This window comes from Kosakonia sp. AG348, from assembly GCF_003337365.1.
Classification (GTDB): domain Bacteria; phylum Pseudomonadota; class Gammaproteobacteria; order Enterobacterales; family Enterobacteriaceae; genus Kosakonia.
Window position 1 is genome coordinate 226,445 of record NZ_QPJR01000004.1, and the last position, 19,871, is coordinate 246,315.

At 51.2% G+C, this 19,871-nt stretch carries 20 protein-coding genes and 1 pseudogene; 10 read left to right on the forward strand and 11 right to left on the reverse strand.

Features of this window, described 5'->3' with window-relative positions; translation table 11 throughout:
- Positions 1–21: 21 nt before the first annotated feature.
- From DFO56_RS11290 to mntP, 4 genes are all read left to right on the forward strand, one after another.
- On the forward strand, positions 22–822 hold the full coding sequence (locus DFO56_RS11290; RefSeq protein WP_017456976.1) for a PTS mannose/fructose/sorbose transporter subunit IIC: 801 nt from the start codon (positions 22–24) through the stop codon (positions 820–822).
- A 12-nt stretch (positions 823–834) separates the two neighbouring features.
- Positions 835–1,686 carry a PTS mannose transporter subunit IID gene (locus DFO56_RS11295; RefSeq protein WP_020454084.1) on the forward strand — a complete coding sequence of 284 codons (852 nt, stop codon included), beginning with the start codon at positions 835–837 and terminating at the stop codon, positions 1,684–1,686.
- Positions 1,687–1,741: 55 nt separating this feature from the next.
- Complete coding sequence (locus DFO56_RS11300) at positions 1,742–2,200, forward strand: DUF986 family protein (protein WP_045511392.1); 459 nt, start codon at positions 1,742–1,744, stop codon at positions 2,198–2,200.
- Between the two features lie 375 nt (positions 2,201–2,575).
- Entirely contained in the window at positions 2,576–3,142 is a 567-nt protein-coding gene (mntP, locus tag DFO56_RS11305; protein WP_045511389.1) for a manganese efflux pump MntP, read from the forward strand.
- Here the strand turns inward: mntP and rlmA are convergent.
- From rlmA to mgrB, 6 genes and pseudogenes are all read right to left on the reverse strand, one after another.
- On the reverse strand, positions 3,139–3,954 hold the full coding sequence (gene rlmA / locus DFO56_RS11310) for a 23S rRNA (guanine(745)-N(1))-methyltransferase (protein ID WP_045511386.1): 816 nt from the start codon (positions 3,952–3,954) through the stop codon (positions 3,139–3,141). The genes mntP and rlmA overlap by 4 nt on opposite strands.
- A 140-nt stretch (positions 3,955–4,094) precedes the next feature.
- Complete coding sequence (gene cspE / locus DFO56_RS11315; RefSeq protein WP_001062678.1) at positions 4,095–4,304, reverse strand: transcription antiterminator/RNA stability regulator CspE; 210 nt, start codon at positions 4,302–4,304, stop codon at positions 4,095–4,097.
- Between the two features lie 12 nt (positions 4,305–4,316).
- Positions 4,317–4,458, reverse strand: a pseudogene (locus tag DFO56_RS11320) (DUF2627 domain-containing protein).
- Positions 4,459–4,969: 511 nt separating this feature from the next.
- On the reverse strand, positions 4,970–5,959 hold the full coding sequence (locus DFO56_RS11325; RefSeq protein ID WP_045511380.1) for an MBL fold metallo-hydrolase: 990 nt from the start codon (positions 5,957–5,959) through the stop codon (positions 4,970–4,972).
- Positions 5,960–5,977: 18 nt separating this feature from the next.
- Positions 5,978–6,265, reverse strand: coding sequence for a YebO family protein (locus tag DFO56_RS11330; protein WP_045511378.1), 288 nt, complete (start codon positions 6,263–6,265; stop codon positions 5,978–5,980).
- A 74-nt stretch (positions 6,266–6,339) separates the two neighbouring features.
- Complete coding sequence (mgrB, locus tag DFO56_RS11335) at positions 6,340–6,483, reverse strand: PhoP/PhoQ regulator MgrB (RefSeq protein ID WP_017456969.1); 144 nt, start codon at positions 6,481–6,483, stop codon at positions 6,340–6,342.
- A 161-nt stretch (positions 6,484–6,644) separates the two neighbouring features.
- Here mgrB and DFO56_RS11340 point away from each other — a divergent pair, with 161 nt between their 5' ends.
- The gene (locus tag DFO56_RS11340; RefSeq protein WP_020454091.1) at positions 6,645–6,884 is read left to right on the forward strand and encodes a YobH family protein; all 240 of its coding nucleotides are present in this window, start codon (positions 6,645–6,647) and stop codon (positions 6,882–6,884) included.
- 51 nt (positions 6,885–6,935) lie between these two features.
- Here the strand turns inward: DFO56_RS11340 and kdgR are convergent, their stop codons facing one another.
- Positions 6,936–7,727, reverse strand: coding sequence for a DNA-binding transcriptional regulator KdgR (kdgR, locus tag DFO56_RS11345; protein ID WP_045511376.1), 792 nt, complete (start codon positions 7,725–7,727; stop codon positions 6,936–6,938).
- A gap of 177 nt (positions 7,728–7,904) precedes the next feature.
- On the opposite strand from kdgR, the gene DFO56_RS11350 reads away from it, so the two are divergent.
- A complete protein-coding gene (locus DFO56_RS11350) occupies positions 7,905–9,278 on the forward strand; it encodes an MFS transporter (RefSeq protein WP_045511374.1) in 1,374 nt (457 codons plus the stop codon).
- 180 nt (positions 9,279–9,458) lie between these two features.
- On the opposite strand, the gene htpX is transcribed toward DFO56_RS11350, so the two are convergent.
- From htpX to DFO56_RS11370, 4 genes are all read right to left on the reverse strand, one after another.
- On the reverse strand, positions 9,459–10,340 hold the full coding sequence (gene htpX, locus DFO56_RS11355; protein WP_044489388.1) for a protease HtpX: 882 nt from the start codon (positions 10,338–10,340) through the stop codon (positions 9,459–9,461).
- Between the two features lie 193 nt (positions 10,341–10,533).
- Positions 10,534–12,582, reverse strand: a complete 2,049-nt coding sequence (prc, locus tag DFO56_RS11360; RefSeq protein WP_045511371.1) for a carboxy terminal-processing peptidase — start codon at positions 12,580–12,582, stop codon at positions 10,534–10,536.
- A 19-nt stretch (positions 12,583–12,601) separates the two neighbouring features.
- Entirely contained in the window at positions 12,602–13,288 is a 687-nt protein-coding gene (gene proQ / locus DFO56_RS11365) for an RNA chaperone ProQ (RefSeq protein ID WP_020454095.1), read from the reverse strand.
- A 96-nt stretch (positions 13,289–13,384) separates the two neighbouring features.
- The gene (locus DFO56_RS11370; protein WP_045511368.1) at positions 13,385–13,882 is read right to left on the reverse strand and encodes a GAF domain-containing protein; all 498 of its coding nucleotides are present in this window, start codon (positions 13,880–13,882) and stop codon (positions 13,385–13,387) included.
- A gap of 132 nt (positions 13,883–14,014) precedes the next feature.
- Between DFO56_RS11370 and yebS the strand changes: the two genes are divergently transcribed.
- The 4 genes from yebS to DFO56_RS11390 all read left to right on the forward strand — a co-directional run bounded on the left by yebS (position 14,015) and on the right by DFO56_RS11390 (position 19,774).
- The gene (yebS, locus tag DFO56_RS11375; protein WP_045511365.1) at positions 14,015–15,298 is read left to right on the forward strand and encodes a membrane integrity lipid transport subunit YebS; all 1,284 of its coding nucleotides are present in this window, start codon (positions 14,015–14,017) and stop codon (positions 15,296–15,298) included.
- Entirely contained in the window at positions 15,267–17,900 is a 2,634-nt protein-coding gene (locus DFO56_RS11380; protein WP_045511362.1) for a PqiB family protein, read from the forward strand. Before yebS ends, DFO56_RS11380 begins: the two co-directional genes overlap by 32 nt.
- Before the next feature lie 78 nt (positions 17,901–17,978).
- The gene (gene rsmF, locus DFO56_RS11385; protein WP_199496497.1) at positions 17,979–19,418 is read left to right on the forward strand and encodes a 16S rRNA (cytosine(1407)-C(5))-methyltransferase RsmF; all 1,440 of its coding nucleotides are present in this window, start codon (positions 17,979–17,981) and stop codon (positions 19,416–19,418) included.
- Positions 19,419–19,534: 116 nt separating this feature from the next.
- Positions 19,535–19,774, forward strand: a complete 240-nt coding sequence (locus DFO56_RS11390; protein WP_045511358.1) for a DUF1480 family protein — start codon at positions 19,535–19,537, stop codon at positions 19,772–19,774.
- Positions 19,775–19,871: the final 97 nt, after the last annotated feature.

The following is a 19,871-nucleotide window of genomic DNA, read 5'->3' on the forward strand; positions in this document are numbered from 1 at the left end:
TTTAGCTATAGGAGAAGTACAATGGAGATTACCACTCTTCAGATTGTGCTGGTGTTCGTCGTCGCGTGTATTGCCGGTATGGAGTCGATACTCGATGAATTCCAGTTCCACCGTCCGTTGGTGGCATGTACGCTGGTGGGCATCGTTCTGGGTGATATGAAAACCGGTATTATTATCGGCGGTACGCTGGAAATGATTGCTCTGGGCTGGATGAACATCGGTGCGGCGGTCGCTCCCGATGCGGCGCTGGCGTCGATTATCTCGACCATTCTGGTCATTGGCGGTCATCAGAGCATCGGTGCTGGTATCGCGCTGGCCATTCCGCTGGCGGCAGCAGGCCAGGTTCTGACCATTATTGTTCGTACCATTACGGTCGGCTTCCAGCATGCCGCGGATAAGGCAGCCGAAACCGGCAACCTGACGGCACTTTCCTGGATCCACGTCTCTTCCCTGTTCCTGCAAGCTATGCGTATCGCTATCCCGGCGGTCATTGTCGCTATCTCTGTCGGTACCAGTGAAGTTCAGAGCATGCTGAACGCCATTCCTGAAGTCGTGACCAGCGGTCTGAATATCGCCGGTGGTATGATCGTGGTGGTAGGTTATGCGATGGTCATCAATATGATGCGCGCAGGCTACCTGATGCCGTTCTTCTATCTCGGCTTCGTGACGGCGGCATTCACCAATTTCAACCTCGTCTCGCTGGGTGTTATCGGTGCAGTCATGGCGATCCTCTACATTCAGCTCAGCCCGAAATATAACCGTTCAGCAGGCGGCGCTGCTCCGGCTGCGGGTTCCAACGATCTTGATAACGAACTGGATTAACAGGTGAACGACATGGTTGATATGACAAAAACTCCGACTGAGAAAAAACTCACCCAGAGTGACATTCGTGGCGTGTTCCTGCGTTCTAACCTGTTCCAGGGGTCATGGAACTTCGAACGCATGCAGGCATTGGGCTTCTGCTTCTCAATGGTGCCGGCGATTAAACGCCTGTACCCGGAAAATAACGAAGCGCGCCGTCAGGCCATTAAACGTCATCTGGAGTTCTTCAACACCCATCCATACGTGGCAGCGCCGGTACTGGGCGTTACGCTGGCAATGGAAGAGCAGCGTGCGAATGGTGCAGAGATCGATGATGGCGCGATTAACGGTATTAAAGTTGGTCTGATGGGGCCGCTGGCCGGTGTCGGTGACCCGATTTTCTGGGGTACGGTGCGCCCGGTATTTGCAGCGCTCGGAGCAGGGATTGCCATGAGCGGTAGCCTGCTCGGGCCACTGCTGTTCTTCGTCTTGTTCAATATCGTCCGTCTGGCAACACGTTATTACGGCGTGGCGTACGGCTACCGTAAAGGTATCGATATTGTTAAAGATATGGGCGGTGGTTTCCTGCAAAAACTGACCGAGGGGGCGTCAATTCTCGGCCTGTTTGTTATGGGGGCGTTGGTTAACAAGTGGACGCATGTGAACATTCCACTGGTAGTATCAGAAATTACCGATCAGACCGGTAAAACCAACGTTACTACAGTACAAACCATTCTCGATCAATTGATGCCGGGCCTGGTACCGCTGCTGCTGACTTTCGCTTGTATGTGGCTGCTGCGTAAGAAAGTTAACCCGCTGTGGATCATCGTTGGCTTCTTCGTCATCGGGATTGTGGGTTACGCTATCGGTCTTCTGGGTCTTTAATATGTGATGTGATAACCGGGGGCTTGCCCCCGGTTTTTTTATGTAAGGAGAAACAATGACGATTACGGATATCGTATTGGTACTGTTTATCGCCGCCCTGCTGGCTTTCGCCATCTATGATGAATTCATCATGCCACGCCGCAATGGTGCCACGCTCCTGGCGGTTCCCCTGTTACGCAGAAGCCGTACCGATGGCGCTATTTTTGTCGGCCTGCTGGTGATCCTTATCTATAACAACACAGCCAATGGCGGTTCATCATTAACCATGTGGTTATTATTTGCCCTGGCTTTGCTGGGCATTTATCTATTCTGGATCCGCGCCCCCAAAATCATCTTTAAAATGCGTGGTTTTTTCTTTGCGAATGCCTGGATTGAATATAGACGTATAAAAGAGATGAATTTATCGGAAGATGGTGTGTTAGTGATGCAATTAGAGCAACGACGTTTACTTATTCGCGTACGAAATATCGACGACCTGGAAAAGATCTCAACAATTTTACTTAAAACTCAGTAAGTTATCATTTGACAGGGCGAAAATCGCTCCGCGTAAATAATCAGCAGAGTTATAGCCGTTGCTATATTGATGGGAGATTTACTTATATTTATTAACGTAACTTTCACCAATAAATCTAAATGCTAATCGTTATCATACGGCAAGCAACATTATATATTGCCGTTGTTGTTTTATATTCTCAAAATATGTTAAGGTGCGTCCGTCGTTGGGGAGTAGCCGATTTCCACCACCTGGAAATGTACGTGTCAACATACTCGTTGCAAAACGTGGCGCGTACGGACTGAAATCATCAGTCAGGCGAGACCATTGGCACATCAACTGCTGTTTACTGGGGGCAGAGGTGTGTTATATGGAATTCCCGGTCAGGACGCTCACATGAATTTATCTGCCACTCTTCTCCTCGCTTTTGGCATGTCGATGGATGCTTTCGCGGCTTCTATCGGTAAGGGCGCCACCTTACATAAACCGAAGTTTTCCGAAGCATTGCGCACTGGCCTTATCTTTGGCGTGATTGAAACCCTGACGCCGCTGATTGGCTGGGGGCTGGGCCTGCTGGCCACAAAATTCGTCCTGGAATGGAATCACTGGATAGCGTTTGTGCTGCTGGTGTTTCTCGGTGGTCGAATGGTGCTTGAGGGAATACGTGGCGATGACGACTGTGAAGCGGAAACGCCGCATCGTCATGGTTTCTGGTTGCTGGTCACCACCGCAATTGCTACCAGTCTCGACGCGATGGCTGTTGGCGTTGGCCTCGCGTTCCTGCAAGTCAATATTCTCGCAACTGCGCTGGCGATTGGCTGCGCCACTTTTATTATGTCCACGCTAGGAATAATGATTGGTCGCTTTATTGGCCCCTTGCTTGGAAAGCGCGCCGAGATCCTCGGTGGGATCGTACTCATTGGCATAGGCGCGCAGATCTTGTGGAGCCACTTCGCAGCCTAACTTTCCCGCTGTAAACAGTGGATTGTAAAATCGGTCTGGCAGTGGAACTGCTCCATTGCCGCTAACTTTTCCCACACCTCCGGTTTTGCCCGCCAGGCAAAAGGCGTCATCTGCAATAACGCCACGGCTTGCTGGCCCGTCAATGTCATCTCATAAGAGAGCGATTGCTGTTCCAGCAGTTTGAATCCCGCAATATCGCCGCTTTTTTCCGCATGTAAATGCACCTCATCATAGATAAGCCCCTTAAGTTCCATCAGATGGCGTGGCCCAGGTGATGCAGTGATAACAATACCGTCTGGTTTCATTACGCGTGCCAGTTCTTGCGCCTTACAGGGCGCATAAATACGCACCAGCCCGTCAATGCAACCATCCTCAAAAGGCAAGCGGTGGCTGGATGCAACACAAAACATGATCGCCGAATAGCGTTTTGCCGCCGCACGGATCGCCGCTTTTGAAACATCCAGACCTAACATTTGTGCACCATGTCGCTGAGCAATCGCGGCAAAAGCCTGGGTGTAATACCCTTCTCCACAGCCAATATCCAGCACCGCATCGGCTAACGACGGTAGCCGCGCATGCAAAATGTCGCCAATCGCATCACGCAGTGGCTGGTAATGCCCCGCATCCAGAAAAGCACGGCGTGCCTGCATCATCTCCGCACTGTCACCAGGATCTTTCGAGCGTTTATGCTGAACGGGCAAAAGATTGACATACCCCTCTTTCGCAATATCAAACTGATGTCGCTGTGCGCAAAAGAAGGATTTATCTCGACGGTGCAAAGGTTCGTGGCAGAACGGACAACTGAAAGCCATAAAAACTCCGGGGCGTTCTTAAAGGGCGAAAGTGTACCGCCATTTGTTATGCCGTGGAAATTAAAAAGCCCCGCACGAAGGCGAGGCTTTATGTCTGACATTGATGCGCTACATGCGCTTCAAGCTCAGGGGTGTCGAAATCAGATAGCAGTTACGTTAACTGCAGCCGGGCCTTTCTGGCCGTCCTGAATTTCAAACTCAACGTTCTGGCCTTCGGCCAGAGTTTTGAAGCCGTTACCCTGGATTGCAGAGAAGTGTACGAATACATCTTTGCTGCCGTCAGCCGGAGTAATGAAACCAAAACCTTTAGACTCGTTGAACCACTTAACTTGACCTTTAATCTTTGCCATTTGCAAAATTCCTTAATGTATATACTTCGCCCGCAGGCATTGACTGAGAAAACTGAGACATTACTGCTTGAGGCACTAATATAAGGTTCGGCAGAGAAGCTGTATTCAACGAAACGTGTTTACTCAGGACTTCTTTACTGAAAATGCCACACATAAACAGAACTGTACCTCGATTGACCCAAAACGTGTTATCACATAATACGTAAATTATGGCAAGCCATTTTTAAACATGTCTGGATCCGTCGCACAAATTCAACAGGAACCGAGACTTGTTGTGCACGTTTATGCATAACATTGAACGCTATAACAGACGCTCTGAACACCAATACCAATACTCAAAGCAGCCAATTTATTACTATAGCTCAATAAGTTCCGTTGCTCCATGTCAGCTCCCTCCCCGCTATGCATATAGCGTATATCGTAAGAACTTTTTGCGCATACTTATGCTTTTTTCTAAGACTAGGAAGATTCTTAAACAAATATACGCATCGGAGAAACTATTACCTTAAACCGGTATGGATATTTCTTGTGCAAATAAGCAAAGTTGTGCACCAAAATAATGAAATTATGATGACACTGCCTCATAAAAAGGCAAAGAAAACGTTTCGATATAAATAAAACAACATGATTATAAAAGAACTCATCTTTTTGGAGGAGAGGCTGAATTAACAAAAGGGCAAATACTGCCCAATTTTTAAGATCCGAAAGTTATCATTCTCTGCTGCCGTTTCGGTTAATGCTCGCTGTAACTCTGTTACAGGCTCATCAAGCGATTCGTCCGCCAGCTCAAATACACCCCAATGAATGGGAATCGCAAGTGGTGCCCCCAGTTGTTGCCAAAGCGCGACAGCGCTTTGTGGATCCATATGATTCATTGCCATAAACCAGCGTGGCGCATAAGCCCCAATCGGCAGCGCGATAGTATCCAGTTGACCTAATCGTTGAGGAATGGTGAGCAATTCTGGCGTGTAACCTGTATCACCAGCAAACCAAAAACGCTGCGTTAATGATTCAATGACCCAGCCGCACCACAGCGAGCGATTGCGATCCCACAAAGTGCGCATGCTCCAATGTTGTGCAGGCACCGCGGTGTAGGTCATTCCCTGAAATGTAAAACTTTGCCACCAGTCTAACTCAGTAACATGCTGCGCACCGCGACGACGAAGCCAATCGCCCACCCCCAGAGGCACAAAGAAATGCACATCCGGAAAGCGACGCAGCAGCGCACACACCGTCCACGCGTCCAGGTGATCGTAGTGGTTGTGGGAAATAAGGATCGCGTCCAGTTGCGGAATGTCGGCAATCGCGAGTGCTGGCGGTGTACGCCGCTGAGGACCCGCAAAACTAACAGGTGAAGCACGGTGGGAAAAGACGGGATCGGTGAGGAGATATTGGCCCTGCAGGCGCAAGAGCATACTGGCATGGCCTAACCACCAGAGGCCATCAGCATCACCAGTAATATTGGCTTTTTGCCACCACTGTTCGATAAACCCCGGGTAACCACTGGAGGGTGGTCTGGGAAGCCCGGCGGCTTTGCGCTCTTTCCGCCAGCGCTTAACATCTCCGGCTTGATGGGCGACAGAGGCCGAATTGTTAAAACCTTCCGGCGTGTGGTGCGAGATTGCAGGGTTATACCAGGGGTTTCTCCACGCCATCTCGCACTCCCGGTCTGGCTAGCGCTCTGCGACCAGGCGAATGAAATCATCATCGCCTTTTTGTTGCGCTTTTACTGGCTCAACCGTTTCTTCTTTTTCAGGTTCATTTGACTCGCACAGCCGGCGCAGCAAAGCATTTTGTCGTTTTTGCTGATCCAGCAGAGCTTCGAGTAACTCGATTTGTTCATTCGTACGTGAACTGGCACGATTGATAAAGAACCACAAAACCAGACCGACAACCAGAACCACCAAAGAAAGGACTATGGACGCAAGGTTGATCGCGCCTGAATTTAATACTTCGTTCATTTCACCACCTCTATATAGACGCGGCATTCTACCACTGACGTCAAGGAAGGAAATCTCTCACTGAAAAAATGCCATTACCAGGGGATGAATTTATTGATGACGCAGATGCCGCTGAAGAATTGTACATCTTGATCACACATTACGTTAAGCATTTGAGTCCAGAGCAGCAGGCAGACTACCAATACGGCAGCCAGAATCAGCCATCTATATTTTCTCACTCCACTCTCCGATACGTTGCAAGGTGTAACCAGGTTATCATGGCTTCCTTAAACCGCGACTAACTGTATCTCCTTTCGGTATTTTTAGGAATGCTGGACTTGTTTCACCAGGTAAATACCGTAGCCTTGTGATACAGTCTACCGATGTGCAAGGAGCAAATATGCGTACACTCATACGAAGCGTTATTATTCTGGCGCTGCTGTGGATTGGGCTCTTGCTGAGCGGTTACGGGGTGTTGATTAACAGTACGGAAAACGCTGCTGGACTGGGCTTGCAATGTAAATATGCTACTGCACGAGGCACCAGTACCGCACAATATGTGCATTCCAGTAATGGTTTTTTGGGTCTGGCAAACTGCCCGCTGTTGCGTAAAAGCGATACCGTAGTCGATAACGGCTAATCCTTTACACAAAAAAAAGCCGCCTCTTCAGGCGGCTTTTTTTATCTTCATTCAGAACGGATAGTCGTTATAACCCATCTGTTCGGAAATTTTACGCGCGGCATTGTGCAGCATTTCTACGTACTCATGCAGGCGTTCTTCCGAAAAGCGCAATGTCGGGAAAGAAATACTTAAACCAGCAATCACAACGCCGAAACGGTCAAAAACCGGTACGCCAATACACCGTAAGCCTTCTTCCTGTTCTTCGTTGTCTTCGCCATACCCCTGCTGACGCACAATATCCAGCATCGGCAACAGATCTTCGGTGCTGGTGATAGTGCGCTCAGTGCTGCGCTTATATTCAACACCTTCAAGAATCTGCTGCACTTCTTCACGATCGCGCCATGCCAGCAGGACTTTACCAATCGCGGTACTGTACAGCGGATTACGGCGACCAATGCGCGAATACATGCGCAGATTGTACATTGAATCAATTTTATGAATGTAGACGATGCTATCTTCATCCAGCGCACCCAGGTGGATGGTCTCTTTCGTCAGACGAGAAAGCTCACGCATTTGGATATCCGCGCTGCGGATCAAATCAACGTTTTGCAATGCGCGCGCGCCAAGCTCAAAAAGCTTCAGCGTCAGGGAATATTTTTCAGACTCCCCTTCCTGCGCGACATAACCTAACGATTTCATGGTTTGCAAAAAGCGATAAACGGTGCTTTTCGACATCATGACACGTTGCGAAAGCTCGGTGATGCCGATTTCACGCTCTTCTCCGAGCGCCTGCAGAATGCCAAATACCTTCAATACAGAAGAGACAGAATCTGGCTGCTTGTCCAAATCTGCGATTGCCATTAATCACCTCATCGCCTGTGTTTTATAAAATTCAGAATCGGTTTTTATTATAAATTCGTCATCCGGTCACCGCAATGCGCGTTTGTCAACTTCGTTACAAATCTGCGACATAAAACCGGAATGCCAATGATAGAATTATTATACAAATAACTTTGTGACATTAGCCCTGAAATTTCCATGGATAAAACTTCCCTTGATGGCTTGCCCATTCCACAGCGTTACGGCGCAATTCTGACAATTATTATTGGCATCGCCATGGCCGTGCTGGACGGTGCAATTGCAAATGTTGCTCTGCCAACCATTGCCCGGGATCTCAATGCTTCCGCTGCCAGTTCAATCTGGATTGTGAATGCCTATCAAATTGCGATCGTCGTTTCACTACTGACCCTTTCATTCCTTGGCGATATGTTTGGTTATCGCCGGGTTTATCAATGCGGCCTGGTGCTCTTTACGCTTACCTCACTATTTTGCGCGCTTTCCGACTCGTTATTGACCTTAACGCTGGCGCGTGTTGCGCAGGGCTTGGGCGGTGCCGCACTGATGAGCGTTAATACTGCGCTCATTCGGCTGATTTACCCCTATCGAAGCCTGGGACGCGGCATGGGCATTAACTCGTTCGTTGTCGCCGTATCATCCGCAGCAGGGCCGACCATTGCAGCAGCCATTCTTTCTGTTGCTTCCTGGCAATGGTTATTCCTGATCAATGTACCGCTGGGTATTCTCGCCTTGCTGCTGGCAATAAAATATTTACCTCCCAATGCGACACGCAGTGCAAAACCTCGATTCGACCTGCCCAGCGCAGTGATGAACGCGCTGACATTCGGCCTGTTAATCACTGCTCTTAGCAGCTTCGCACAGGGGCAATCCACGGTGTTAGTGTTGGTGGAGTTGGCCGCATTGTTGCTGATTGGCTCACTTTTTATTCGCCGGCAGTTGAAATTACCGGTGCCCTTATTACCAGTAGATTTGCTGCGGATCCCGCTTTTTTCTTTGTCGATTGGCACTTCGGTCTGTTCATTTTGCGCACAGATGCTGGCACTGGTTTCCCTGCCCTTCTTTTTGCAGACGGTGCTTGGGCGCAGTGAGGTGGAAACAGGTTTGCTGTTAACGCCCTGGCCGCTGGCGACAATGGTAATGGCTCCGCTGGCAGGATATCTGATTGAGCGCGTTCATGCCGGGCTTCTGGGTGGGTTAGGAATGATCATGATGGCGGGCGGGTTATTTGCACTGGCGTTGCTACCATCGGCACCGGCTGATACTGATATCATCTGGCGAATGGCATTATGCGGTGCAGGTTTCGGCCTGTTTCAGTCGCCCAACAACCACACTATCATCACTGCAGCGCCACGCCAGCGCAGCGGAGGTGCCAGCGGCATGCTGGGTACGGCGAGGTTACTGGGACAAAGCGCCGGAGCCGCGCTGGTAGCGTTGATGTTTAATCTTTTTGAAACACATGGGACGCATATCTCGTTGCTACTGGCAGGAACACTCGCCACGATCGCTGCCGTAATCAGCAGTCTACGTATTACACAGCCGCGCGCCAGTGAGTAGAAAATCGCTTGTATAGTACATCGTCGAAGGAATTAACGCCCTGTCCGTTCGGTAAGCTTTAAATCCAGATGCTGTAGGGCAAAACAAATCTGTTGCTTACCGCATCCACAGAACGTGGTTTTAGCTGGGCAATAAAAAAACGCGTCATTCGACGCGTTTTTTTATTGCCCAGCTAACCTGTTATTTCAGATATTCGCCAGAACGCAATGCTTCAATACGTTTATCCAGCGGCGGGTGAGTCATGAACAGTTCACTCAGCGATTTTGACTTACCGTTGATACAGAAAGCCATCATGCTGCTTGCTTCCTGCGGTTCATAACTGGTTTTCAAACGCTGGAGGGCAGCAATCATCTTCTCACGACCAACCAATTTTGCAGATCCGGCATCGGCATGGAATTCGCGGTAACGCGAGAACCACATGGTGATAATGCTCGCCAGAATACCAAACACCAGCTCCAGCACGGTTGCAACAGCGAAGTAGATCAGCGGGTTGCCGTTAGTTTCTTCGCCATCATCACGGTTGCCACTGAGGAAACCTGACGCAATTTGCGCAATGATACGTGAAATGAAGATAACAAAGGTGTTCACGATACCCTGAATCAGCGTCATGGTAACCATGTCGCCATTTGCGATGTGGCTGATTTCATGGGCGATAACGGCTTCGGCCTCATCGCGGCTCATGTTTTGCAGCAGCCCGGTGCTGACAGCTACCAGCGAAGCATCACGGCGCGCACCGGTTGCGAAGGCATTGATATCCGGCGCATGGTAAATAGCCACCTGCGGCATCGCGATACCCGCCTGGCGAGACTGCCGGGCAACGGTGTCAATCAGCCAGCGCTCCATATCGTTACGTGGCTGTTCAATCACTTCACCACCGACAGATTTCAGCGCCATCCATTTCGACATCAACAGCGAAATGAACGAGCCGCCAAAACCAAACAGCAGCGCCATAATTAACAAGCCCTGAACGCTGCTCGACTGAATGCCCGTCAGGCTAAGTACCAGACCGAACACCAACATGACGGCCAGGTTAGTCAACAGGAAGAGCGCGATTCGCATCATAATTTTCTTTTAACCTCGACTTAACAAAACGCACTATGCGATTACCCACATCGTATGGGCATAGCGGTTATTTTCAAGCATCCGAGCGGCGTAAGTCACGAGAAAAACACAACTTTACATTTTGTAGTACATTGCTTACGCCAGAGAGGAGTTGTTAAAAAAAACAGGCACAATTTCTTGTGCCTGTTTTATTTTACTTGGCGGGAGCGGGCTGTTCCGCTGGTTGATCTTTTTCCAGATGCGCCAGATCCAGGGCAATATGAACCGTTTCATCGAGATACGGATCGGGCTCCTGATAGTCCTTTGGCAAATCATCCAGTTTTTTCAGTAACGGTTTGCCTTCGCGTTTGAAGCGATCGTTGAGACGAGAGAGACGAATGGCATCATCTTCCGCATTCTCTTTCTCACGCTGCGCCAGGTTAAGAGAAACGATATTACGTTTATCTTTCAACGCATCGAAACGCGCAATGTCTTTCATGATGTACTGGAACTCAGGATCTTTGGCGATCCGTTCCTCATGATCTTTGAGCAGCTCCGCGCCAAACGGTTTTAAATCGCCAGACTTGACGAACGTAGCCGCGTTAATGCTGTCCCACGGCAGTGCGTTGTCTTCAAATTTTTCACCGGTTTCAGTAACCTGCGTGCCCGTTGGCATAATAATGTCCGGCGTTACACCTTTACGCTGCGTGCTCCCACCGTTAACACGATAGAATTTCTGGATGGTGTATTGCACCGATCCCAGCGCTGGCCACTCAGGACGAAGCATCTGATCGTAAATACGGTTGAGCGAGCGATATTGCTGAACAGTACCTTTACCAAACGTCGGTTCGCCGACGATCAGCGCGCGACCATAGTCCTGCATTGCAGCTGCAAAGATTTCTGATGCAGAGGCGCTAAAGCGGTCAACCAGCACCACCAGCGGGCCTTTATAATAGACCACGCCGTCGGTATCGCTGTCTTCACGCACTTTACCGTTATTATCACGAACCTGTACTACCGGGCCGGACGGAATAAACAGACCGGAGAGCGATACCGCTTCCGTCAGCGCGCCGCCGCCGTTCGTACGCAGGTCGATAACCACGCTGCTAACGTTTTGTTTTTCAAGTTTTTGCAACTGGACTTTGACATCGTCAGTCAGACCAACGTAGAAGCCCGGGATGTCGAGAACGCCAACTTTTTCTTTGCCGACGCTCTTCACTGACATTTTCACGGCGCGATCTTCGAGACGAATCCGTTCACGCGTCAGGGTAACAATACGCGTTTTGGTGCCCTTACCCGCCGGCAGGATTTCGAGGCGCACTTTACTGCCTTTTGGTCCTTTAATCAGCGCAACTACATCGTCAAGACGCCAGCCGATAACATCAACCATGTTCTGGCCAGTTTGACCTACGCCTACGATGCGATCGCCAACGCTGATAGCTTTGCTTTTCGCCGCCGGGCCGCCCGCGACCATAGAGTTGATCACGGTATAGTCGTCATCTCCCTGCAACACCGCGCCAATCCCCTCAAGAGACAGGCTCATCTCGGTGTTAAATTGCTCGGTATTACGTGGAGAAAGGTAGTTGGTATGCGGGTCAATTTCACGCGCAAAAGAGGTCATGGCTAACGAGAACACGTCTTCGCTATTGGTTTGCGCCAAACGGCGAATCGCAAACTTATAACGACGCGTCAGCGTGTCGCGGATCTCTTTCTCGTCTTTCCCGGTCAGCTTCAGGCTAAGCTCATCGTACTTAACTTTGCCGTCCCACAGCGCATTCAGTTCCGCTTCATCTTTTGGCCATGGCGCTTTGCTACGGTCAAGGTTAAAGGTGTCATTGCCGGAAAAATCCATTGGGCGCTCAAGCACCTTCAGCGCGTACTGGTAGCGCTCAAAACGACGTTTCTGCGCCAGGTTGTACAGGTCGTAAAATACGTCCAGTTTACCGCTGCGCAGTTCGTCGCCAATCAGGCTTTTTTTCTGGGAGAACTGTTCAACATCGCTCGCCAACAGCACATTGTGGCTGTAGTCGAGCAGATTGAGATAACGATTGAAAATCTTCGCCGAAAAAGCGGCGTCTAAATCAAACTGACGGTAGTGAGAGCGGGTGAAACGCGAGGTAACGCGTTCGCTCACCGTCGCGTGCTGGGTCTCTTCCTTTAATACCGGAATTTGATCGGCACGGGTAATATCTTCCACAGCCAGAGCGTGGCCTGTTACGAATAACAGACCAGCCAATGCTGTGCGCTTAAACAAAGTGTTCATGCCAGGCCAGGCCTCCGTTTCAGAACATTAAATGTTCTGCGCGTACAATCATCGACATACCCGAGCTAAGCTGTACGCGAACGCCATCTTTAGTGATTTCCAGCACCGTGGCGTCCATCGCATTATTCCCTGCTTTCACCTTCAGGTTTTGCCCAACGCTCAGCACAGATAAATCTGAAACTGGTGTATGGCGCTCTTCCTGCTGAGGTGCACGCTGGGTTTTCGCGACAGGTTTGTCAGTACGAGGTTTGCGTTCAGCGCCCTCTTTACGACGCGGAGCCGGGCGAGCTTTGCGCTCACGGCGCGGCGTCTCTTCTTGACCTGCGGCAGCAGCGGCTTCTCGTTTTTTAGCTTGCTGTTCAGCACGTTGTGCCTGAACGCGCGCTTTGGCTTCTTCAAGCTGTTTGCGGGCATGTTCTACGTGTTGCTCATCCAGCACGCCACACGCGTTGCCATCGAGATCCACACGCGCCGCACCCGCTTTGATACCGTAGAGGTAACGCCAGCTTGAAGTATAAAGACGTAAAGCGGAACGAAGTTGGGTTTTGCTGAGATTCATCTCACCCTCAACACGCTCGACGAGATCCTGAAAAATACCGATTTTCAGGGGGCGTGCTTCGCCTTCAGCACTGAAACAGTGTGGGAAACGTTCGGCCAAAAAAGCGATAACTTCTTTACTGCTATTCAACTTAGGTTGATTTTCCATGAAATTTCCTGATTACAACGGACGTTGCCAACAAGCGCAGGCATGAACAGGCGTCATTATAATGACGCTATCGGTAAATGCTACGTTATCCGTTGATTATCCTGCGACGGGTGCAAAGATTTTTTGATAATCGGTCGCCGCAAGAACGTTTTCAAGATGCGAAACCAGTTCGCGCAGCCCCTGTTCATCCTCGGCGGTGAAGCGAGAAAAGACGACGCTGTCGATATCCAGCACGCCAATAATCTGATTATTTACCGTTACCGGCAGTACGATTTCAGAATTACTTGCCGCATCACAGGCAATATGACCATCGAACTGATGCACATCTTCCACACGCTGTACGCGATTTTGCGCAACCGCAGTGCCGCAAACTCCTCGCCCAACCGGAATGCGCACACAGGCAATTTTGCCCTGGAACGGCCCTAACACCAGCGTATCCGCTTCCAGAAGATAAAAACCGGCCCAGTTCACCCCATTAAGGCGTTCAAATAACAGCGCACTGGTATTCGCGAGCGTCGCTAAAAAACTGGTTTCACCTGCCATTAACGCCTGAAAATCGCGGTTTAAATCCGCGTAAAATTCTGTTTTGTTCATTATCCAACCACTTTGGTGTCTTACTTCGAAAAACTGCTTAGCCTATTAAAATAAGCATTAAATGCGTTGATGCTCAAGATGTTCCATTCATGAGTTAAGATAGAAGCATCTAAACATTTTCTGATACCCGCAATGGCACTAAAGATACAACAAATTACGCCGGGGAAAAAAATCGCCGTTCATCGCGTGGGTGAAGCACTGCCACGCGCACATTACCAGCGCTGCCCCCAGTGCGATACGCTTTTTGCGTTACCGGTTATGAAATCGCACCAAAGTGCATTTTGCCCCAGTTGTGATGCGAAAGTTCGTGACGGACGGGACTGGTCATTAACGCGCCTCGGTGCGATGGCGGTGACTATGATCCTCTTGATGCCCTTCGCCTGGGGTGAACCGCTGCTACATCTCTATTTACTCGGTGTACGTATTGACGCCAATTTGTTGCAGGGTATCTGGCAAATGACCGCCCAAGGCTCGCCGATCACCGGCGCGATGGTGCTGTTTTGCACCGTTGGCGCGCCGCTGGTGCTGATTACAGCTATCGCCTATTTATGGCTTGGCAACATCCTCGGCATGAACCTGCGCCCGGTGTTGTTAATGCTGGAAAAACTGAAAGAGTGGGTGATGCTGGATATCTATCTGGTTGGCGTTGGCGTCGCCTCGATTAAAGTGCAGGACTATGCCTACATCCAACCGGGTATCGGGTTGTTTGCGTTTGTCGCGCTCGTGATTTTAAGCGTAATGACGCTCATCCATTTGAACGTTGAACAGCTGTGGGAGCGCTTTTATCCGCAACGCCCGGCGAGACGCCCCGATCCCAAATTACTGATCTGTCTGGGTTGCCATTTTACCGGTTATCCGGACGTTCGCGGTCGCTGCCCTCGCTGCCACATTCCATTAACGCATCGTCGTAAACAGAGTTTGCAGAAATGCTGGGCATCACTTCTCGCATCATTGATCTTTCTGTTTCCGGCAAACCTGCTCCCAATCTCCGTTATTTACGTCAACGGCACACGACAAGAAGATACGATTATGTCGGGGATAATTTCGCTGGCGCACAGCAATGTTGCCGTGGCGGGTGTGGTGTTTATCGCCAGTATTCTGGTGCCGTTTACCAAAGTGATCGTGCTGTTTACACTGCTTCTTAGCATCCATTTCAAATTTGAACAGGGGTTACGCACTCGTATTTTACTTTTGCGCTTTGTGACCTGGATTGGGCGTTGGTCGATGCTCGATCTGTTTGTCATTTCATTAATGATGTCACTGATTAACCGCGACCAACTCCTCGCTTTTACTATGGGACCCGCTGCGTTTTATTTCGGTGCAGCGGTAATTTTGACTATTCTTGCTGTGGAATGGCTGGACAGCCGCTTACTTTGGGATGCACATGAGTCAGGAAACCCCCGCTTCGCCGACTGAAGCGCGTATTAAAACAAAACGGCGCATTTCGCCTTTCTGGTTGCTCCCGGTCATCGCCCTGCTCATTGCGGGCTGGCTTATCTGGAGCAGTTATGAAGATCGCGGCAACACCATCACGATTGATTTTATGTCCGCCGATGGCATTGTTGCAGGGCGTACCCCTGTCCGCTATCAGGGCGTTGAAGTCGGCACGGTGCAGGACATTCGCCTGAGCGAAGATCTGAAGAAAATCGAAGTCCGCGTCAGCATCAAATCCAACATGAAAGACGCCTTGCGCAGTGAAACTCAGTTCTGGCTGGTTACGCCGAAAGCGTCGCTGGCTGGCGTTTCAGGGCTCGATGCGCTGGTAGGCGGTAACTATATTGGCATGATGCCAGGCAAAGGCGAACCGCAGGAGCACTTCACCGCGCTGGATACGCAACCGAAATATCGCCTGAACAACGGCGAATTAATGATCCATCTTCATGCTCCGGACTTAGGGGCGCTGAACAGCGGTTCACTGGTCTACTTCCGTAAAATCCCGGTCGGGCGCGTGTATGACTATTCGATCAACACCAATAAACAGGGCGTCACCATTGATGTACTGATCGAGCGCCGTTTCACCAATCTGGTGAAAAAAGGCAGCCGTTTCTGGAACGTTTCCGGTGTGAAAGCCGATGTCGGCTTGAGCGGTGCAAAAGTCGAGCTTGAAAGTCTGGCGGCACTGGTCAACGGTGCAATCGCTTTTGACTCACCTGAAGCCTCGCAACCCGCCGCCCAGGACGACGAATATGGCTTATACGAAGACCTGGCGCACAGCCAGCGCGGCGTACTGGTGAAACTCGATTTGCCGGGCGGCCAGGGATTAAAAGCCGGTTCAACACCGCTGATGTATCAGGGGCTGGAAGTGGGCCAACTGACTAAAATTAACCTCAACCCTGGCGGCGCTGTCAGCGGCGAATTAACGGTTGATCCGAGTGTGGTGAACCTGTTGCGCGATAACACGCGCATCGAAATGCACAATCCCAAAATTTCACTGAGCAATACCAATCTCAGCTCCCTGCTGACCGGCAGCACGCTGGAGCTGGTGCCGGGTGAAGGTCAACCGCGTAATCAGTTTGTTGTCCTGCCGGCGGACAAAAACCTGTTGCAGGAACCCGGTGTGGTAACCCTGACACTCACCGCACCGGAAAGCTACGGTATTGACGCCGGACAACCGCTGGTACTCCATGGCGTGCAGGTCGGCCAGGTGCTGGAGCGCAACCTGACGAACCAGGGCGTTACGTTTGCCGTCGCTATTGATCCGCAGTATCGCGATTTAGTGCACGGCGACAGTAAGTTCGTCGTCAACAGCCGTGTTGATGTCAAAGTAGGACTGGATGGCGTTGAGTTCCTCGCCGCCAGCGCTAATGAGTGGCTCAGCGGCGGCATCCGCATTCTGCCTGGTGCCAAAGGCGAGATGAAAAACAGTTACCCTCTGTTCGCCAATCTCGATAAGGCTCTCGAAAACAGCCTGAGCGACCTGCCAACCACCACGCTGACGCTGACGGCGGACACGCTACCGGACGTTCAGGCCGGTTCAGTGGTGCTGTACCGCAAGTTTGAAGTCGGCGAAGTGATTACCGTGCGTCCGCGCGCGAATGCGTTTGATATTGAACTGCATATCAAACCGGAATACCGCAACTTACTGACCAGCAATAGTGTTTTCTGGGCTGAAGGTGGCGCGAAAGTACAACTGAACGGTAGCGGCCTCACCGTGCAGGCCGCCCCGCTCTCGCGCGCCATCAAGGGCGCTATCAGTTTCGATAACCTTAGCGGTGCCAGTGGACGTGTGCGCAAAGGCGATAAACGCGTACTTTATGCTTCAGAAACCGCGGCTCGCGCGGTCGGTGGGCAGATTACATTACATGCATTTGACGCCGGAAAAATGGCGGCGGGCATGCCTATTCGTTATCTGGGAATCGATATCGGCCAGATTCAGGACCTGCAACTGATTACCGATAAGAACGAAGTCCAGGCGAGCGCCGTGCTGTATCCGGAATATGTCCAGACATTTGCCCGCGCCGGGTCACGCTTCTCGGTGATCACCCCGCAAATCTCCGCTGCGGGTGTCGAACACCTCGATACCTTGTTGCAGCCCTATATCAATGTGGAGCCGGGCCGCGGCGACGCGCGGCGCGACTTTGAAATTTCAGAAGCCACCATTACCGATTCCCGCTACCTCGATGGTCTGAATATCGTTGTCGAAGCGCCGGAAGCGGGTTCGATCAACATCGGCACCCCGGTGTTATTCCGCGGTATCGAAGTTGGCACCGTTACCGGCATGATGCTGGGAACGCTTTCCGATCGCGTGATGATTGGCATGCGGATCAGTAAACGCTATCAGCACCTGGTACGGAATAACTCGGTGTTCTGGCTCGCTTCCGGTTACTCGCTGGACTTTGGTCTGGTTGGCGGTGTGGTGAAAACAGGGACTTTCAACCAGTTTATTCGCGGTGGTATCGCCTTCGCTACGCCGCCGGAAACACCGCTGGCGCCGAAAGCGCAACCGGGTAAACACTTCCTGCTGCTCGAAAGCGAACCCAAAGAGTGGCGCCAGTGGGGCACCGCCCTGCCGCGTTAAGCCAGCAGGCTCCGGCGTGCTTGCGCCGGAGCCTTTGTGTTACACTGCGTGCCTGTTTTTACTCCTGTGGTACGCCCCGTGGCTCAAAACGCTGTCTATCTTCCGGATGAATTTCTGGCGCAAATGCGTCAAGCCATGCCGGAACATCTCTCATTCGATGAATTTATTGCTGCCTGTCAACGCCCACTGCGGCGCAGTATCCGCGTCAATACGCTGAAAATTGCCGTTAACGACTTTCTGGAACTGGTCGCGCCTTATGGCTGGCAATTAACACCGGTACCGTGGTGTGCGGAAGGTTTCTGGATCGAGCGCGATGATGAAGACACATTGCCACTGGGCAGCACCGCAGAGCACCTGAGCGGCCTGTTTTATATTCAGGAAGCCAGTTCAATGTTGCCCGTAGCAGCGCTGTTTGCCGACGGGGAAATGCCGCAGCGGGTGATAGATGTCGCCGCAGCCCCCGGTTCTAAAACCACGCAGATTGCCGCACGGATGGGCAACAAGGGCGCGATCCTCGCAAATGAGTTTTCCGCCAGCCGCGTAAAAGTATTGCATGCCAACATCAGTCGCAACGGCATCAGCAACGTGGCGCTGACCCATTTTGACGGACGCGTATTCGGTCCGGCATTACCAGAAATGTTCGATGCTGTTTTGCTTGATGCGCCCTGCTCAGGCGAAGGCGTGGTACGTAAAGATGCTGACGCGCTAAAAAACTGGTCTGTTTCCAGTAACCTTGAGATTGCCGCCACCCAACGCGAGTTGATCGACAGCGCATTCCACGCCTTAAAACCCGGGGGAACCCTGGTTTACTCAACCTGCACCCTTAATCGTGACGAAAACGAAGCGATCTGCCACTGGCTGCAGGCTAAGTACCCGCATGCTGTCCAATTTTTGCCGCTCGGTGAACTGTTCCCGCAAGCCAGCCAGGCGCTCACCGCAGAAGGTTTTCTGCATGTCTTCCCGCAGATTTACGACTGTGAAGGTTTTTTTGTCGCCCGCCTGCGCAAAACCGCCGCGATAGCGCCGTTGCCCGCGCCAACTTACAAGGTCGGTAATTTTCCCTTTACCCCGCTGAAACCCAAAGACGCCGCGCAGGTGGCAGCAGCTGCTGCGCAGGTTGGTCTTCAATGGAGCGACGAGCTGCATTTATGGCAGCGGGATAAAGAGATTTGGCTGTTCCCGGCGCAGATCGAGCCACTGATTGGCAAAGTCCGTTTTTCGCGTATTGGTATTCGTCTTGCTGAGACCTATAACAAAGGGTATCGCTGGCAGCATGAGGCCGTTATTGCTCTCGCCGGTCTTAATAATCCGCTGGCGTTTGCGCTGACGCTCGCGGAGGCGGAAGAGTGGTATCGCGGGCGCGATATTTACCCGCAAAATCCTCCCAAAAATGATGAAGTGATTGTCACTTTCCAGGGCCAGCCTCTGGGGCTTGCCAAAAAAATTGGTTCACGTCTGAAAAACAGTTATCCCCGTGAACTGGTACGTGATGGGCGATTGTTCGCCGGTAGTGCGTGACAGTGCGCTAAAAAAACGCATTTTTTGACTGGCGACTTGCTCATTGTTGTACCAGGCTGAAATGTGGGTGACCTTACTGGTCATACCACATTTTTTGACGATCAACGGAGAGCATTATGACGAAAACCAGCGTGCGTATTGGCGCATTTGAAATCGATGATGCCGAGTTGCAGGGAGATAATCAGGGCGAGCGAACGTTACGCATTCCCTGCAGTTCTGACCCGGATTTATGTATGCAGCTTGATGCCTGGGACGCGGATACCAGCATTCCCGCGAGCCTGAATGGCGAACACTCGGTGCTTTATCGCGAACATTACGATCAGAAATCTGATACCTGGGTTATGCGTCTTGCCTGACCCAAAGGGAACCCGTCCGCAAGACGGGTTATTTACCTGCCTGATTTCCCCTGCCCTCATTCATCCCCTACACTTATCGTTACGTTGTACAGCGCTG

Bases quoted from the DNA above. Each gene is read 5' to 3' on its own strand.
- DFO56_RS11290 (WP_017456976.1), top strand. From the start codon at position 22: ATGGAGATTACCACTCTTCAGATTGTGCTGGTGTTCGTCGTCGCGTGT.
- DFO56_RS11295 (WP_020454084.1), top strand. From the start codon at position 835: ATGGTTGATATGACAAAAACTCCGACTGAGAAAAAACTCACCCAGAGT.
- DFO56_RS11300 (WP_045511392.1), top strand. From the start codon at position 1,742: ATGACGATTACGGATATCGTATTGGTACTGTTTATCGCCGCCCTGCTG.
- mntP (WP_045511389.1), top strand. From the start codon at position 2,576: ATGAATTTATCTGCCACTCTTCTCCTCGCTTTTGGCATGTCGATGGAT.
- rlmA (WP_045511386.1), bottom strand. From the start codon at position 3,954: ATGGCTTTCAGTTGTCCGTTCTGCCACGAACCTTTGCACCGTCGAGAT.
- cspE (WP_001062678.1), bottom strand. From the start codon at position 4,304: ATGGCAAAGATTAAAGGTCAAGTTAAGTGGTTCAACGAGTCTAAAGGT.
- DFO56_RS11325 (WP_045511380.1), bottom strand. From the start codon at position 5,959: ATGGCGTGGAGAAACCCCTGGTATAACCCTGCAATCTCGCACCACACG.
- DFO56_RS11330 (WP_045511378.1), bottom strand. From the start codon at position 6,265: ATGAACGAAGTATTAAATTCAGGCGCGATCAACCTTGCGTCCATAGTC.
- DFO56_RS11340 (WP_020454091.1), top strand. From the start codon at position 6,645: ATGCGTACACTCATACGAAGCGTTATTATTCTGGCGCTGCTGTGGATT.
- kdgR (WP_045511376.1), bottom strand. From the start codon at position 7,727: ATGGCAATCGCAGATTTGGACAAGCAGCCAGATTCTGTCTCTTCTGTA.
- DFO56_RS11350 (WP_045511374.1), top strand. From the start codon at position 7,905: ATGGATAAAACTTCCCTTGATGGCTTGCCCATTCCACAGCGTTACGGC.
- htpX (WP_044489388.1), bottom strand. From the start codon at position 10,340: ATGATGCGAATCGCGCTCTTCCTGTTGACTAACCTGGCCGTCATGTTG.
- prc (WP_045511371.1), bottom strand. From the start codon at position 12,582: ATGAACACTTTGTTTAAGCGCACAGCATTGGCTGGTCTGTTATTCGTA.
- proQ (WP_020454095.1), bottom strand. From the start codon at position 13,288: ATGGAAAATCAACCTAAGTTGAATAGCAGTAAAGAAGTTATCGCTTTT.
- DFO56_RS11370 (WP_045511368.1), bottom strand. From the start codon at position 13,882: ATGAACAAAACAGAATTTTACGCGGATTTAAACCGCGATTTTCAGGCG.
- yebS (WP_045511365.1), top strand. From the start codon at position 14,015: ATGGCACTAAAGATACAACAAATTACGCCGGGGAAAAAAATCGCCGTT.
- DFO56_RS11380 (WP_045511362.1), top strand. From the start codon at position 15,267: ATGAGTCAGGAAACCCCCGCTTCGCCGACTGAAGCGCGTATTAAAACA.
- DFO56_RS11390 (WP_045511358.1), top strand. From the start codon at position 19,535: ATGACGAAAACCAGCGTGCGTATTGGCGCATTTGAAATCGATGATGCC.